Consider the following 14,808-nt stretch of genomic DNA (forward strand, 5'->3'; position numbering starts at 1 on the left):
GCCAACGCCGTACCCAAACTCAACCAAGCCGCCATAGCCGCCGGCACCGCCGACATCGACGCCGTCTCCGGAGCGACCTACACCAGCGCCGGATACAAGGAATCACTCCAGTCGGCCGTGGACCAGGCCGGTGGCTGACGCGGTGGTGGAACCGACAGAAGCTCCCGCCGCGGTACGTCATGCGGAGGAGGTCATGGGGACGGTCTTCTCCTTCGACGTCCGCGGCGGGGACCCCGGTGCCGTGCAGTCGGCACTGGAAGAGGCGGTCGCCGGGCTGCACCGGGCCGACGAGGTGTTCAGCACCTACCGCGACGACAGCCAGATCTCCCGGCTGGTGCGCGGCGAGCTGACCGTCGAGGAGTGCGATCCGGAGGTCGCCGAGGTGCTCGAAATGGGCGCCGAGGCGGAGCGGACCAGCGAGGGCTGGTTCAGCACGTCGTACGAGGGCCGCCTCGACCCGACCGGCATCGTCAAGGGGTGGTCCGTCGAACGCGCGGCACGTGCCCTGGCGACGGTCCCCGGCGTGATCGGCGTGAGCCTCAACGGTGGCGGCGACGTCCAGCTCCTGGGCGTACCGGGCGCACAGCGCCCCTGGCGGGTGGGGGTAGCCGACCCCCTCCGACCGGGCGGCCTGGCTGCGGTGATCTCCGCCGCCGGCCTGCCCGAACTGGCGGTGGCCACATCCGGCACGGCGGAACGCGGCGCCCACATCGTCGACCCCCGCACGGGCCGATCGGCGGTGACGGACCTTGTGGCGGTGACGGTGGTGGCGCCGTCGGTGACCTGGGCGGACTGCTGGGCGACAGCGGCTTTCGCGATGGGTTCGAGACAGGGCTTGCGCTGGCTGGAATCGCTGGAGGGTGTGGAGGCCCTGCTGATCACGGCGGGGGATGAGGTGAGATGCACAGGAGGCCTGGCATCTCGACTGGGCTGAGCTGGATGTCCCCAGGGGCGCGGGGACCTGCGCGACCAGCCACGAACCACCGGAAGCCGACAACCGACAACCACACCCACGGCGACTAGTGCCCGTTCTGAGCCAACCGCAGCAAATGATCAGCCAGAGCCTGACCCCCCGTAGGGTTCCGGCTGATCAACAGCAACGTGTCGTCACCGGCGATGGTCCCCAGGATGTCCTGCAACTCGGCCTGGTCGATGGCCGAGGCCAGGAACTGCGCCGCCCCCGGAGGGGTGCGCAGGACCACGAGGTTCGCGGAAGCCTCCGCGGAGATGAGCAGCTCCTGCGACAACCGCCGCATGCGCTCCTCCTTCGCCGACTCCCCCAGCGGCGCCCGAGGCGTACGAAAACCGCCCTCGCTCGGCACCGCGTAGATCAGGTCACCGTCGTTGTTGCGGATCTTCACCGCGTTGAGCTCGTCCAGGTCCCGGGAGAGCGTCGCCTGCGTGACGCTCAGCCCGTCGTCGGACAGCAGCTTCGCCAGCTGACTCTGCGACCGCACGGGCTGCCGGTTGAGGATGTCCACGATCCGGCGGTGGCGCGCGGTGCGGGTCTGCGGCACGGCAGGCCCGGCGGCCCCGTTGTGCTCGTGGTCCTGCGCCTGACTCATCGTCGTCTCATTTCCCGGATCATCCGTCCCCGTTGGCCAGATCAAGGATGCCGGGAAGGGCCTGAAGAAGCGCCTCCGCTTCGTCGTCCCCGAGGTTCAGGGGCGGCATGAGCCGTACGACATCGGGGGCGGGCGCGTTCACCAGGAATCCGGCGTCCTGAGCCGCCTGCTGCACCTTGGCGGCGTGCGGCTCGGTGAGCACGATACCCAGGAGCAGTCCGGCACCCCGGACATAGTCGATCAGCGGGTGGCCCAGCCCCTCGATCCCGTCGCGCAACTTCTCGCTCTGCCGCTTGACGTTCTCCAGCAACCCGTCGTTCGCGATGGTGGCCAGTACGGCCAGCCCCGCGGCGCACGCGACCGGGTTGCCGCCGAAGGTCGTCCCGTGGTGGCCGGGCTGGAGGAGTTCCGCGGCCCGCCCGAAGGCGACGGTCGCGCCCAGCGGCAGTCCGCCGCCGAGTTGCTTGGCGAGGGTGACGACGTCGGGCAGGACGCCCTCGTGGGCCTGGTACTCGAACCAGTGCCCGGTCCGGCCGATGCCGGTCTGCACCTCGTCGAGGACGAGCAGCGCCCCGCTGGCGGCGGTGATCGCCCGCGCCGCCTTCAGATAGCCGGCCGGCGGCATCACGACCCCGAGCTCGCCCTGGATCGGCTCGATGATCACAAGGGCCGTCTCCTCGGTGACCGCGGCGGCCAGCGCCTGCGCGTCGCCGAACGGCACGTGCGTGACGTCACCGGGCAGCGGCAGGAACGGCTCCCGCTTGCCGGCCTGGCCGGTCATCGCGAGGGCGCCCATCGTGCGGCCGTGGAAGCCGCCCTCGGTGGCGACGACATGGGTCCGGCCGGTCAGCCGGCCGATCTTGAAGGCCGCCTCGTTGGCCTCCGCGCCGGAGTTGCAGAAGAAGACCCTGCCGTCCCGGCCGAAGAGCTGGAGGAGCCGCTCGGCGAGGGCGACGGTCGGCTCGGCCATGAAGAAGTTGGAGATGTGGCCGAGGGACGCGATCTGTGTGCTCACGGCCTCGACGATCGCGGGGTGGGCGTGGCCCAGCGCGTTCGTCGCGATGCCGCCGACGAAGTCGAGGTACCGCTTGCCGTCGGCGTCCCAGACCTTGAGGCCTTCACCGCGTACGAGAGGGAGCCGGGGGGTGCCGTAGTTGTTCATGAGCGAGCCCTGCCACCGCTGGGCGTACTCCTGGTTCCCGGTCATTCGGCATCCCCCTCAGGTGCGTCCGGCACGACCATCGTGCCGATCCCTTCGTCCGTGAAGATCTCCAGCAGGATCGAGTGCTGGACCCGGCCGTCGATGACCCGGGCGGTGGTGACGCCGTTGCGTACGGCGTGCAGGCAGCCCTCCATCTTCGGCACCATGCCGGAGCTCAACTCCGGCAGCAGCTTCTCCAGTTGGGCGGCGGTGAGGCGGCTGATCACCTCGTCGCTGTTGGGCCAGTCCTCGTAGAGGCCCTCGACGTCCGTGAGGACCATGAGGGTTTCGGCGCCCAGAGCAGCAGCGAGTGCCGCAGCCGCCGTATCAGCATTGACGTTGTAGACATGTCCGTCGTCCTGGCTGCGGGCGATCGACGAGACGACCGGGATACGGCCGTCGGCCAGCAGCGCCTCGATCGCGCCCGTGTCGATGGAGGTGATCTCGCCGACCCGGCCGATGTCGACCAGCTCGCCGTCGATCTCGGGCTGGTGCTTGGTGGCGGTGATGGTGTGCGCGTCCTCGCCGGTCAACCCCACGGCCAGCGGCCCGTGTTCGTTGAGCAGGCCGACCAGCTCGCGCTGGACCTGCCCGGCCAGCACCATCCGTACGACGTCCATGGCGTCCTCGGTGGTGACCCGCAGCCCCGCCTTGAACTCGCTGACGATGCCGTGCTTGTCCAGGGCGGCGCTGATCTGGGGGCCGCCGCCGTGCACGACGACCGGCTTGAGGCCGGCGTGGTGCAGGAAGACGACGTCCTGGGCGAAGGCGGCCTTCAGTTCCTCGTCGATCATGGCGTTGCCGCCGAACTTGATGACGACGGTCTTGCCGTTGTGCCGGACCAGCCAGGGCAGCGCCTCGATGAGGATCTGGGCCTTGGGGAGCGCGGTGTGCTTGCGCGCGGGTGAGTTGCTCATGAGGAGTAGGCGCTGTTCTCGTGGACGTAGTCGGCGGTGAGGTCGTTGGTCCAGATGGTGGCGGTCTCGGCACCGGCCGCGAGGTCGGCGACGATGTGGACCTCGCGGTAGCGCATGTCGACCTTCTCGCGGTCCTCGCCGACGCCGCCGTTCTTGCAGACCCAGACGCCGTTGATGGCGACGTTGAGCCGGTCGGGCTCGAAGGCGGCGGACGTCGTGCCGATCGCCGAGAGGACGCGGCCCCAGTTGGGGTCCTCACCGTGGATGGCGCACTTGAGGAGGTTGTTGCGGGCGATGGAGCGGCCCACCTCGACGGCGTCGTCCTCGGTCGCGGCGTTGACCACCTCGACCTTGATGTCCTTGCTGGCGCCCTCGGCGTCCCGGATGAGCTGCTGGCCGAGGTCGTCGCAGACGGTCCGTACCGCCTCGGCGAACTCCGCGTACTCCGGGGTGACCTCGGAGGCACCGGAGGCGAGCAGCAGCACGGTGTCGTTGGTGGACATGCAGCCGTCGGAGTCGACGCGGTCGAAGGTGACCTTGGTGGCGGCGCGCAGCGCCTTGTCCAGTACGTCGCTGTCGAGAGCGGCGTCGGTGGTGAGGACGACCAGCATGGTGGCGAGGCCGGGGGCGAGCATGCCGGCGCCCTTCGCCATCCCGCCGACCGTCCAGCCGTCCTTCGTCACGACGGACGTCTTGTGCACGGTGTCGGTGGTCTTGATGGCGATGGCGGCTTTCTCGCCGCCGTGCTCGGAGAGCTGCGCGGCGGCGGTTTCGACGCCCGGGAGCAGCTTGTCCATGGGGAGGAGGACGCCGATGAGGCCGGTGGAGCAGACGGCCACCTCGATGGCCCCGCGGCCGAGTACCTCGGCCACCTTCTCGGCGGTGGCGTGGGTGTCCTGGAAGCCCTTGGGGCCCGTACAGGCGTTGGCGCCCCCGGAGTTGAGGACGACGGCCGACACCTGGCCGCTCTTCAGCACCTGCTCGGACCACTGGACCGGCGCGGCCTTCACACGGTTGGAGGTGAAGACACCGGCGGCGGCGCGGCGGGGCCCGGTGTTGACCACGAGGGCCAGGTCCGGGTTGCCGTTCTCCTTGATTCCGGCGGCGATGCCCGCCGCCGTGAATCCCTTTGCTGCCGTCACGCTCACGGCGCAACTCCGATCGTCGTCAGTGCGGTGGTCTCGGCGAGACCCAGGGCGAGGTTCATGCTCTGGACGGCACCGCCCGCGGTGCCCTTGGTCAGGTTGTCGATGGCGCTGATCGCGATGATGCGGTTCGCGGCGGCGTCGTACGCGACCTGTACCTGAACGGCGTTCGAACCGTAGACGGACCCCGTGGCGGGCCACTGCCCCTCCGGGAGGAGGCGGACGAAGGGCTCGTCGGCGAAGGCCTTCTCGTAGGCGGCGCGGACGGAGTCCGCCGTGACGCCGGGACGGGCGTTCGCGCTGCAGGTGGCGAGGATGCCGCGGGGCATGGGCGCCAGGGTCGGTGTGAAGGAGACCGAGATCCGCTCGCCCGCGGCCGCGCTGAGGTTCTGGATCATCTCGGGCGTGTGCCGGTGGCCGCCGCCGACGCCGTACGGCGACATGGAGCCCATGACCTCGCTGCCCAGCAGATGGGGCTTGAGCGCCTTGCCCGCGCCGGAGGTGCCGGACGCGGCGACGATCACGGCCTCGGGCTCGGCGAGGCCGGCGGCGTAGGCCGGGAAGAGGGCGAGCGAGACGGCGGTCGGGTAGCAGCCGGGTACCGCGATGCGCTTGGACCCCTCCAGCGCGGCGCGGCCACCCGGCAGCTCGGGGAGGCCGTACGGCCAGGTGCCGGCGTGCGGGGAGCCGTAGAACGTCTCCCAGTCGGCCGCGTCCTTCAGCCGGAAGTCGGCCCCCATGTCGACGACGAGCACGTCCGGGCCGAGCTGCTCGGCGACGGCGGCGGACTGTCCGTGGGGCAGGGCGAGGAAGACGACGTCGTGCCCGGCGAGGACCTCGGGGGTCGTCTCCCGGAGCACGCGGTCGGCGAGGGGCAGCAGGTGCGGCTGGAGCGCACCGAGTCTCTGCCCCGCGTTCGAGTGGCCGGTCAGGGCCCCGATCTCGACCTCGGGGTGCGCCAGGAGCAGACGCAGCAGTTCCCCGCCCGCGTATCCGCTCGCTCCGGCCACTGCCGCACGTACCGCCATGGAATCCTCCTCCTAGATGGCATGACTATACGTTTCGCTGCACGTTTATGCAATCTAGGTCGGATGCCCGTGTCCGGGAGGCGCTGGCTGGTGACCATGATCCGGCCGCTGTCGCTCACGCGTCGCCGCACCCGCACGGCTCCGGTCGGCAACGCCAGCGCGGGAACGTGCCCGCCGGCGTTCCTGACTCCACGCAAGGAGGGCAGTTGGTCGCGAGCACGGGCACGGCGCGCAGCAGGTTCTTGATCACAGACTGGGTGTAGCGGGAGCGGACTGCCACTTTCACCAGGACCGACCGCGCCCTCACCCGTGTGAGCTGCACGTTTCACCGCAGGAACGATCAACTCAGTTGGTCCTCCAGGGGCGTGTATCGAAAGTGCTGGTCGTGACGCATGGCGCGTAGTGTGGTGATCATGACTGGCGAGACTGACCTGCGGAAACTGCTGAGCGGCATGCGTCCGCAGCTGAATGCGGACCGCTACGTATTCACCACGGTCAAGGACGGTGTGCCCACCGGCGTCACCCCGGTCGTCACGGTCGCCGAGGACGAGGGCCTGACCCTGGTCGTACGGCGGGAAGAGGCGGACGCGGCGGGGCTGGCCTACGACTACGTGGCTGGCTGGATCACGTTGCGCATCCACTCCGCGCTTGAGGCGGTTGGGCTGACCGCCATGGTCGCGCGGGAACTCGCCGACGCGGGCCTGAGCTGCAACGTTGTCGCCGGGTTCCACCACGACCACCTGTTCGTCCCGTACGAGCACGCTCACCGGGCGGTGGCCGTCCTGGAGGACCTGGCACGGAGCTCCGCCTGAGCCGACGGGACAGCGTGCCGAGCAGGGCGTCGGCCGCATCCGTGTCCTGTGCCCGTGCAAGGCGTTCCGGTGCCTGCGGGGCCCTCCACCCGCACGCGGCCGGTCGGCGGACAGCGGCGCGGGCCGCGGCTCCCCTCCTGGCCGAACGCTTGCCCGGGGACGACCCCCTGCCAGTCGATGAAGAACGTCGTTCAGGCCGATCACTTGGGACCTTGTCCGGTGGCGGGGCGGCTTAGAACCCCCTAACAAAATGGGATGGCGGATGTGCCCCTGCCAGGGCGAGGATCTCCCGGTACTCGCCAATGAAGGGGCAGCTGTGGACGACATTGTTCCGAGAGAGCTCATCTCTCTTGCTGATGACGAGGGGAACAGCGTCACCGTCAACGTTCTGGGGCGTGATCCCAGGTGGTCCGCCGGGCTGGAAGCCGAGATCGTGGTCAGGACGCCTTTCGTGTCCGGCCGTGTTGACTTGGCGCTGTACACCTCGCGACTGGAGAGCTGGGCGGATGCGCTGAACAGGCTCGATGCCGGCGAGGACGTTGCCTGGATGGAGATGAGCAGTGGGCCGTCGATCTTCATCCAACTCACCGGCGAACGTGACTGTCCGGAGGTGGTCGTGGAGGACGAGTCGGGGTCCATGGTCACCGTTCGGGTGCCGCTCGTGCCGCCGGACGACTGGATTGCTGACCATCAACAGCGTCTGCAGCAGGTGATGAAGCACTGGGTTCCGCTGCTGTCAGCGTAGGGAGACAATCCTCCGCCAGCAGATGAGCGCGCATCCAAGGGTGAGGAAGGCTTCGTGGATGTCGTCGCGTATCTCCCAGCGGATCCGCAGTCGGCGGAACCAGCGCAGGTGAGCGAACGTTGGGCTCCGATGTGGACGCCAGTAGCTCGTTGAGTGACGCCTCCACGAACGCAACCGACGCGAGGATGGAAGCCGCAGCGTAGGAGCGATGCTCGAGCAACTGCTCCTCGCCGAGGGTCTCCAGACGCTTCTCCAATTCCTCGCATTTGCGTGAGAAGAGCGTGGCGGCAGAGGCATGATCACGTGAGTACCCATGCCAAATCTCCGTCCGCACGCTTGCGTCAAACGCCTCTGCTTCCGCCATACCGCCAGTGTGTCCGGTGCCTGCGATTACTGCGGCAGGTTGAACGCCAGCAGACGTACCAAGCACCTGATGGGGCCACCGCGATGGCCGAGGAGGCTGGGAGTATCACCTCGGCTACGAGTGATGAAGCCGGTCGGCCGTGCACTGCGGTCCTACAACCTGGTGGCCGCTCGCCGAGCACGCGATAAGGCCCAACAGAGGCCGCAGCCGCAGCGTTTGTCTAACCTCCCCGTTTCGCTTCGGGTGGCTGAGCTGGAGTGATGGTTGTGAAGTGGGGTTTCTGATCGTTGGCTGCTGGGTGGGCATGGTCGAGGCCCGACGCGCGGGTCGGTTTCTCCTGGGTTCCTCGGGTCGTGGGCGTGCAGAGACGGTGCCGAGGTTCAGGTGGCTGGCCGTGGCAGCGCCGCTAGGCAGGCGAATGCGCTGGTCAGCTCATTGCGCCAGGGCCAGGTCGCGGCGATCCGCAGGTCCATGCGGCGTCCGCTGCGGGTGATGCGGGCAGCTGCGTGTAGCAGCCGGTAGCGGAGCTCTTCGGCTCGGCGGCGGCGAGTTCGCCCTCCAGCAGCAGGAGGCGAGTCCAGGCGACCAGGTCGAGGGCGGTCAGGGACAGCTGGGCGCCGGGATGCGGGCGCTCGCGGCGGACGATGATCCGAGTGTCCTCGGGCAGGCCCGGCAGGTCGACCAGGCCAGTGAGCTCGGCAACTTCGGCGCCTTGCCGCAGGGTGCCGTCCTGTTCGAGGGCAGGGTGCCAGACCTGGTCGGGCAGCTGGCGTATCGCTCGGCGGACCGGTTCGGTGATGGACCATCCCACGGAGAAGGATGTGTGGATCCCGCGCGAGCGTAGCCCGCGGATGTGGGCCAGGAACGCTTTGGCGGAGCCGGCGCTGTCCGCACGAATGAGGATGTTGGTGCCGTGGCGGTGGGCGTCGGGGAGCTGGGCGAGCGCGGCGTCCAGCACGGTGATGTGGTCCTCGGCGGTGTTGGCCGCGGCGTTGCCGGGCCGCAGCAGGCCGGCCAGGGCCTCGCCGGTGTTGTCGAGGAAGCACAGCAGGGGGTGGTAGCCGAAGCCGTGTTTGTAGGTCGGTGCCGCGTGCTCCTTCTCGGGCGTCTCGGATGCCCTTGGGGACTCGACCGCGATCGTTCACCTCATAGTCGTTCTCGCGAGCCCACGCACGAACCTCTTCCGCACTCGGACCGCCCGTGGCCGCCTTAGTTCTCGCGGGGGTCATCGGCCGGACCTCGCGCGTCATTCGCCGTACATGTCGCGTTCGCCGCTCGCGCAGCGGCCGCCGACGGAGGTGAGTCCCGTCAGCGGCCGCGTGTCAGCCCTTCAGGCGCCCGTCACTGCGTCTTCCACTGCAGCGAGGTCTGCAGCAGGTACTTCGCGTACATCGCCCTGGTGATGAACACCACCAGGTCCCAGCCCCACTGGCCCGTGTCGTCGCTCTTGCGGTAGATGTACTGCGTCAGCGCGTTCTCGGGCGTGTCGTCGCGCTCCTCGATCACGAGCTGGTTGAACCGCTTGCTGAACTCCTCCCACCGATTCTCCATCGACACGTAGTGGCCGGGGAGCTGTGCGTGGACGTGGTCCACGTTGGTCGTGGCCATCTGTGCAGCGATGGGCCGGAAGCGGGCGGCCTCGGAGACGGCCTGGGTCATCACCAGGAACGCGCGGGCCTGGTTACGGCTCTCCCTCGTCCCCTTCGCGGTGCCCGTGGCCTTCCGCAGCGTGTTCACGGCGCCGTTGAAGGTGCCCTGGTTGTAGTCGATGCCGGTGCGGTTGCTGCTGCTGCCGCCGGCTTCCTGCTCGATGTCGCCGTAGTTCTCCCCGAACGTCGCCCTGACCGGCCGCCTGTCACTGGCGCCGGAGGACGGCGGCATCTGCTGGTTGGGGTCCACGTAGTGGTACTGCTCGTGGTCGCGGTCACCGGACCACCAGCCGACGAGGTACAGGTTCGAGGCCTGGAGGCGCAGGCGCACGTACCGGTCGCTGTGCTGCTCCTCGACATCGACCGCGATGTACTGGTTGTTGCTGCTGGAGGTGTGGTTCACCCGGTAGCCGGTTCCCGGAACCGGGTCGCCGTCATCGTTGCTCACCGCCCGGCGGATGGCGTTGATGAACTTCGCGTAGCTCGCCTTGTCCCCGACCTTCCAGGTGGGGTTGCCGTCGGCCGCGCTCGCGCTCGACAGCGCGCCGAGCGGGCCGAGGAGGGTGGCGGAGACCGACAGCGCGACCGTGGTGACGATCGAACGGACGGTGATCTTCCGGGCGCGGCGCCGCCGCTGTCCGGGCGCCGGGGTGACGTGTGTGAGGGACATGCACTGTTCTCCAGGTGTACGGAGTGCCGGGATCCGGCCTTGCCCCACCGAGGCTCGCAACCGGAATGTTGATTGGCACGTCCCTTTTGTCAGGTCAATCAATCGACCTGGCAAGCGATCGATCGTCCGCCGTCGCCTTTCATTCACCTGAGCTCAATCTGGGCTTCACTGGGCGACCCGTATGGTCATCGCTCCTGATGTCGCTTTCGCCAGGTGTACGGAGGTACGAGCGCATGGGGCGTCCCGAAAGACCGGTGGACCCGTCGGCGGGTCCCGTCCAGCGGCTCGCCCATGAGCTGCGGGAGCTGCGCAAGGGCGCCGGCGGCCCGTCCTACCGGGCCATGGCCGAGACGGCCGGCTTCTCGGCCACGACGCTGTCCCAGGCCGCGGCCGGCGAACGGCTGCCGTCCCTCGCCGTCCTGCGGGGATACGTACGCGCCTGCGCGGGCGACCCGGACGAATGGGAGCCGACTGGAAGCAGGCGGAGGCGGAGGCTGCGGGCGAGATCAGCGAGGACGACGCGGACGCGCCGCCGCCGTACCGGGGCCTCGCCCGGTTCGAGCCGGCCGACCAAGGGCTGTTCACGCGTCCGCCCCGTCTCCTTCAGCCGTCCTACCTTCCGCCCCTTGTCGATGAACGGCCGGAGCGCCGCATCCAGCTTGTCGTAACTTTCTGGGGTGAGGTCGATTTCGTAGTTCACGCCATTCAGAGCAAACCTGTGTGTGCTGACCTCGTCCGATTCCGCACCGGTGAGGTCGTCCGAGTAAACGGTGACAATCTTCTGAACCATGGGCGGATGCTCCCCATCCGCTCCCGGCACCGTGCACAGAAGATCGTTCTGGCCTGGTCACCATCGCAGCCGGAGAAGAGAACACTCAACCGTCGGTGAGAATGTTTCGATTCCCCTGCGACGGACTACCCACCAGATCATCCTGCCCCTGAGACCTACGGCCATCACGTGCGGCCGCTGCCTCCGCGATACGAGCCGCAGCGTCCTCTTCGGCCCGAGCACGGATCCGCGCGACCTCCTGGGAGGCGTCGTCGATCGGGTAGCCCGCGTCCAGCAGCATCTGCACGGCCGTGTCCAGCGAGAGCACGCCCGCCCCGTACGCCGTGACGACCTCGTCCAGCACTGCGGCCCGGTCCGTCGGTGGTGCGGCGCCCACGCCAGCCGGGCCGAGAAGGACTCCCCGGCCGCCCCGCCCTCCGCGCGACCGGCCTGGTAGAGCCGCTGCACGAACTTCAGCAGTAGTCGGTACTTGTGCTCACGGGCCAGCCTCATCATGCCCACCAGTGCATCGAGCGGCGCCAGCGCCAACTTGAATGCGTACCCCGACGGCACCTCCGCGGCGTCCAGCGTGCCCAGCCCGGCCGCCGTGATCCGCGAGTTCGCCGCGATCCGGTCCAACAAGTGCTCGACCCGGGCCCGCAGCTCCGCCAGCTGCGGTGACGTGTCCAATGCGTCCATGCGGCCCGACTCGCCGAGCTGCCACACCGCGCCGGCCTCCACCTTCAGCTTCTCCGGCCTGCCCAACCGGTCCACCGGCAGCCGTGCCCCCGCCAACCCGATGATCGGCGTGCCCGTCGTCGCGCTTGCGGCCGAGCTGTCCGAGTCCGTCGCGGCCAGCTCATCCAGGCCCTGGAGCACCCGAGCGAGCACGGACCGCCCCCAGTGCTCCCCGGCGTCCGGGATGGTGTTCGTGAGGTGGATGACCGGAACGAAGTCGATCACCAGATCCAGCCGGTTCAGCTCGGTACCGTCCGGCCGTACCCGGAACGCCGCCTTGTCCATTGGCAGCCGGTCCAGCGTCTGCCCGCGCTTGAGGTCTTCCAGCAGCCACTCGGCGTCCGTCAGGTAGCAGGTCACGTTCGACCCGCGGCCCGGCTCCCACGGGTAGTGCCGCACCGCACTGCCGTCCTCCGCTATCGGGCCCAGCTCATATCCTCCGTCGCACCCGGCTCCGGCGACTCCTCATCCGCGTGCTCGGCACCGGCCACTGCAATCTGCTGGTCCGACCCGAGCAGGTAACCCAGCGCCGTATCAACCAGCTCACGCCGCTCCAACGCGGCCTCGTCGCCCCCAGCAGCAGCGAGCCGCCCGGCCTGGTTGTTGTCGTACGAGGCGAGCACCTTGTACGCCGCCAGCCTGCGCAGCTCATGCGGCCCTACCTTCTTGAGTGCGTCCCGAGAGTTCGCGACTCTGGGACTGCGCGGGTGGGGCAGGGATGGCTTTCATGCTGGCTGCCCTCGATGGCTCAGGCCGCTGGTCCCCTGCCCTGCCACTTCTTCCGGACTGCTGATTAGGCACTGCGAACGATCGCTTGGTAGGGCGAGGACAGGCGGAAGGAGTCGCGTCACACACCGCACGAGGAGGGGACCGTGACCACCACCGCAGGCTTCGACATCGCCAAGGACTTCCACTGGCTCGCGGTCGCCGACGACCGGGGACGGCCGCTGCTCAGCCGCCGGGCCGACAACGACCCGGCCGCCATCGACCAGGCCATCGGCGAACTGCACACCATCGAGGCCGACCACGGCCCCGTCACCATCGGGCTGGACATCCTCGGCGGCATAGCAGCCCTGCTGACCGCGATGCTGCTGGCCGAAGGCTTCCGCGTCGTGCACGTGCCCGGCTTGGCGGTCAACCGCGCCCGCCGCGCCACCCGCGGCGGAGAGAACAAGTCCGACCCGCGCGACGCCAAAGTCATCGCCGAACAGGTCATGCTCCGCGAGGACCTGCGCACCGTCGAGCTGCCCGAGGAAGCCACCGTGGAACTGCGGCTCCTGGTCGGCCACCGCACCACGCTGGTCAAGGAGGCCACCGCCCGCACCGCGCGGCTGCGCGACCTGCTCACCGGCATCCACCCCGGCCTGGAGAAAGCCGTCGACGCGACGAACAAGTCGGGCCTCATCCTCCTGGGCCACTACGTCACTCCGGCAGAGATCCGCCGCGCCGGCGTCACCCGCATCACGGACTACCTGCGCAAACGCGGCGTCAGGACGGCCATCGCCCAATCCCTGGCAGACGCGGCACACACCTCAGCGCAGGCCCAGCATGCCGTCGTGCCCGGTGAACGGCGCACCGCCCGCCTCATCCGCGAACTCGCCGACGAACTGCTGGCCGGCAAAACCCGACTGAGCACGCTGGAAACCGAGATCGGGCAGCTGGTGACCGACCACCCAGGTGACCGGGGTGGCGTCGATGCCCAGGACCAGACCTGGCAGTTCGCGTCCGCCTGCACGGGAGGCCGGTATTGCCTCCCGCCTCTCCTCGGCTTGCAGCCAGGCGACCTCGCGGGCGGTCGGTGGCACGGGCTGTGCGCAGAGCACCGAGTGCGGCCGGATCGATGCCCGCCAGCAGTCGCCACGCGGTGGCACTGGACGCGACCGGGCCGAACACCTCGGCCTGATCCCGCAGCAGGGCCAGGTCGGCGATCGCCTCCCCGCCGTCGGCCAGCATCACCGCCAAGTCCACTGCGATCCGGCCGGGGGCGGGCACCGGCGGCCCTTTCTACGATCATGGCCCGCACACGAAGTAGGCCCTGCTCATCGAACAGGAACTCCCTTTGCTGCAACGCACTACAGCGTTCGGTACACCCGAACGGTAACCGGCGGGTGCTCATAGGACTCTGGGCAGTGGTAGATCTGCAATTCTTCGCCGCCCAGATTGATCATGGTCGGGTCGCCCACCGGTGGGTAACCTTTCCGGTCATCGGCGTCGGCATCCTCCAGTGGGCGCCAACCGCCTTCGTTGTCCTCGTTCCATTCACTGAGGCCAACGGTGAACAGGGCCTCGGTCACCGTGCCGCATCCGCATCGTGGCGGGTCGGCGGCATCGGCAAAGTCCGATGAGACGACACCCCAGCCGCCGGTCTTCCAGCCCGGAGCCACCGCGAACTCGGTGTAGTGATGGCCGGTTTCCTCCTGCCACGCGTCCACGCGTGCTCTCACCGCAGCAGGCAGCTGGGTGGGCGCCGGGTACTCGGTCACCTGTTCCGGATGCAGGACACAGGGTGCGGGCCAGTAGTCGTCCAGTTCGATGACAGGCGGCTCCGGTGGGGGCGAAAGAAGTGCGGTGACCTGGTCGGCACGGCGCCAGCGCACGTGGATGGCCGGGATGTCGTCGTCGTGGTCCATGAACGGGCACCACAGGATCTGCAGCAGGTCCATGCCGTCCGGGACAGGCAGGCCGGGGACGTCCCGGACATAGAGCTGAGCCACGGGCAGCAGCGGCACCGGATCTGTATAGGGGCTGTCGGTCTCCTTCGGTGTCCTTCGTTCGAAGATCGACTGTTCCTCGGGCGTGGGCGGTTCATCGTCCGGCCGTGACCACCGGGCGACCGCAATGTGATGCCAGGCGCGCACCGCGTCCAGCTCCACCACCTCGTATACCTCGTGCGACCGTGTGCACGTCGGCCACGGCTCGTCCTGCGGCCACAGCAGCGGGCCACCCACCGAACTGTCCTCAACCGTGGGCAAGCCCGACCGCGGATGGAGCCGAGTGACGTTCCTGGACATCGTGGCCAACTCCGGGAACACCGCGGCCACATCCAAAGGCCGCGGCGGGGTCGTACGTGGCACGGGATCTCCATTCCTCTCACATGCACTGGGCAGGCCATCGAAGCACGCGGCACTGACGGGCCCCCTGGCCGCCGAGAGACGGATCCACCGCCAGACCCGTCACAGGACCCGTCGGACACGCCCTGGTTCGA

Annotated in this window: 13 protein-coding genes and 7 pseudogenes; 6 read left to right on the plus strand and 14 right to left on the minus strand. The window is 69.0% G+C overall.

Features of this window, described 5'->3' with window-relative positions; genetic code table 11:
• Both ADK36_RS38680 and ADK36_RS38685 read left to right on the plus strand, forming a co-directional pair.
• The coding region (locus ADK36_RS38680; RefSeq protein ID WP_159391251.1) for an FMN-binding protein at positions 1–138 on the plus strand (138 nt) is incomplete at its 5' end.
• 55 nt (positions 139–193) lie between these two features.
• Positions 194–934 (plus strand): FAD:protein FMN transferase, encoded by a 741-nt coding sequence (locus ADK36_RS38685; RefSeq protein WP_053200921.1) that lies wholly within the window; start codon positions 194–196, stop codon positions 932–934.
• 85 nt (positions 935–1,019) lie between these two features.
• On the opposite strand, the gene ADK36_RS38690 is transcribed toward ADK36_RS38685, so the two are convergent.
• From ADK36_RS38690 to argC, 5 genes are read right to left on the minus strand one after another with little or no spacing between them, the layout of a single operon-like run.
• Entirely contained in the window at positions 1,020–1,565 is a 546-nt protein-coding gene (locus ADK36_RS38690; protein ID WP_048581150.1) for an arginine repressor, read from the minus strand.
• A gap of 19 nt (positions 1,566–1,584) precedes the next feature.
• Complete coding sequence (locus ADK36_RS38695) at positions 1,585–2,772, minus strand: acetylornithine transaminase (RefSeq protein ID WP_053200923.1); 1,188 nt, start codon at positions 2,770–2,772, stop codon at positions 1,585–1,587.
• Positions 2,769–3,683 carry an acetylglutamate kinase gene (argB, locus tag ADK36_RS38700; RefSeq protein ID WP_030050404.1) on the minus strand — a complete coding sequence of 305 codons (915 nt, stop codon included), beginning with the start codon at positions 3,681–3,683 and terminating at the stop codon, positions 2,769–2,771. The genes ADK36_RS38695 and argB overlap by 4 nt, the downstream gene beginning before the upstream one ends.
• Positions 3,680–4,831 carry a bifunctional glutamate N-acetyltransferase/amino-acid acetyltransferase ArgJ gene (argJ, locus tag ADK36_RS38705; protein WP_048581153.1) on the minus strand — a complete coding sequence of 384 codons (1,152 nt, stop codon included), beginning with the start codon at positions 4,829–4,831 and terminating at the stop codon, positions 3,680–3,682. The genes argB and argJ overlap by 4 nt, the downstream gene beginning before the upstream one ends.
• Positions 4,828–5,856 (minus strand): N-acetyl-gamma-glutamyl-phosphate reductase, encoded by a 1,029-nt coding sequence (gene argC, locus ADK36_RS38710; RefSeq protein ID WP_053200925.1) that lies wholly within the window; start codon positions 5,854–5,856, stop codon positions 4,828–4,830. The genes argJ and argC overlap by 4 nt, the downstream gene beginning before the upstream one ends.
• Before the next feature lie 413 nt (positions 5,857–6,269).
• Here argC and ADK36_RS38715 point away from each other — a divergent pair, with 413 nt between their 5' ends.
• Both ADK36_RS38715 and ADK36_RS38720 read left to right on the plus strand, forming a co-directional pair.
• Positions 6,270–6,668, plus strand: coding sequence for an ACT domain-containing protein (locus ADK36_RS38715; protein ID WP_048581191.1), 399 nt, complete (start codon positions 6,270–6,272; stop codon positions 6,666–6,668).
• Between the two features lie 316 nt (positions 6,669–6,984).
• Positions 6,985–7,413 (plus strand): DUF5959 family protein, encoded by a 429-nt coding sequence (locus tag ADK36_RS38720; protein ID WP_048581155.1) that lies wholly within the window; start codon positions 6,985–6,987, stop codon positions 7,411–7,413.
• On the opposite strand, the pseudogene ADK36_RS48450 reads toward ADK36_RS38720, so the two are convergent.
• The 4 genes and pseudogenes from ADK36_RS48450 to ADK36_RS38730 all read right to left on the minus strand — a co-directional run.
• Positions 7,405–7,521 (minus strand): annotated as a pseudogene (locus ADK36_RS48450) (IS5/IS1182 family transposase); the annotation flags it as partial. The gene ADK36_RS38720 and the pseudogene ADK36_RS48450 overlap by 9 nt on opposite strands.
• Positions 7,522–8,157: 636 nt before the next feature.
• Positions 8,158–8,879 (minus strand): annotated as a pseudogene (locus ADK36_RS38725) (transposase); the annotation flags it as partial.
• A pseudogene (locus ADK36_RS51095) lies at positions 8,863–8,994 on the minus strand (Lsr2 family DNA-binding protein); the annotation flags it as partial. The pseudogenes ADK36_RS51095 and ADK36_RS38725, both read right to left, overlap by 17 nt.
• A gap of 124 nt (positions 8,995–9,118) precedes the next feature.
• On the minus strand, positions 9,119–10,096 hold the full coding sequence (locus ADK36_RS38730) for a ribosome-inactivating family protein (RefSeq protein WP_048581156.1): 978 nt from the start codon (positions 10,094–10,096) through the stop codon (positions 9,119–9,121).
• A 233-nt stretch (positions 10,097–10,329) separates the two neighbouring features.
• Here ADK36_RS38730 and ADK36_RS50770 point away from each other — a divergent pair.
• Positions 10,330–10,697, plus strand: a pseudogene (locus tag ADK36_RS50770) (helix-turn-helix domain-containing protein); the annotation flags it as partial.
• 21 nt (positions 10,698–10,718) lie between these two features.
• Here ADK36_RS50770 and ADK36_RS50775 read toward each other — a convergent pair.
• From ADK36_RS50775 to ADK36_RS38745, 3 genes and pseudogenes are all read right to left on the minus strand, one after another.
• A pseudogene (locus tag ADK36_RS50775) lies at positions 10,719–10,886 on the minus strand (Lsr2 dimerization domain-containing protein); the annotation flags it as partial.
• Between the two features lie 57 nt (positions 10,887–10,943).
• Positions 10,944–12,002 (minus strand): hypothetical protein, encoded by a 1,059-nt coding sequence (locus ADK36_RS38740; RefSeq protein ID WP_053200927.1) that lies wholly within the window; start codon positions 12,000–12,002, stop codon positions 10,944–10,946.
• 17 nt (positions 12,003–12,019) lie between these two features.
• A complete protein-coding gene (locus ADK36_RS38745) occupies positions 12,020–12,226 on the minus strand; it encodes a hypothetical protein (RefSeq protein ID WP_053200929.1) in 207 nt (68 codons plus the stop codon).
• Between the two features lie 249 nt (positions 12,227–12,475).
• On the opposite strand from ADK36_RS38745, the pseudogene ADK36_RS51690 reads away from it, so the two are divergent.
• Positions 12,476–12,904: pseudogene (locus ADK36_RS51690) on the plus strand (IS110 family transposase); the annotation flags it as partial.
• Positions 12,905–13,282: 378 nt separating this feature from the next.
• Here ADK36_RS51690 and ADK36_RS48460 read toward each other — a convergent pair.
• Positions 13,283–13,586: pseudogene (locus ADK36_RS48460) on the minus strand (IS1380 family transposase); the annotation flags it as partial.
• A gap of 89 nt (positions 13,587–13,675) precedes the next feature.
• Entirely contained in the window at positions 13,676–14,479 is an 804-nt protein-coding gene (locus tag ADK36_RS38760) for a hypothetical protein (protein WP_234330043.1), read from the minus strand.
• Between the last annotated feature and the right edge of the window lie 329 nt (positions 14,480–14,808).

It is taken from the genome of Streptomyces viridochromogenes, assembly GCF_001270495.1.
GTDB lineage: Bacteria > Actinomycetota > Actinomycetes > Streptomycetales > Streptomycetaceae > Streptomyces > Streptomyces viridochromogenes_A.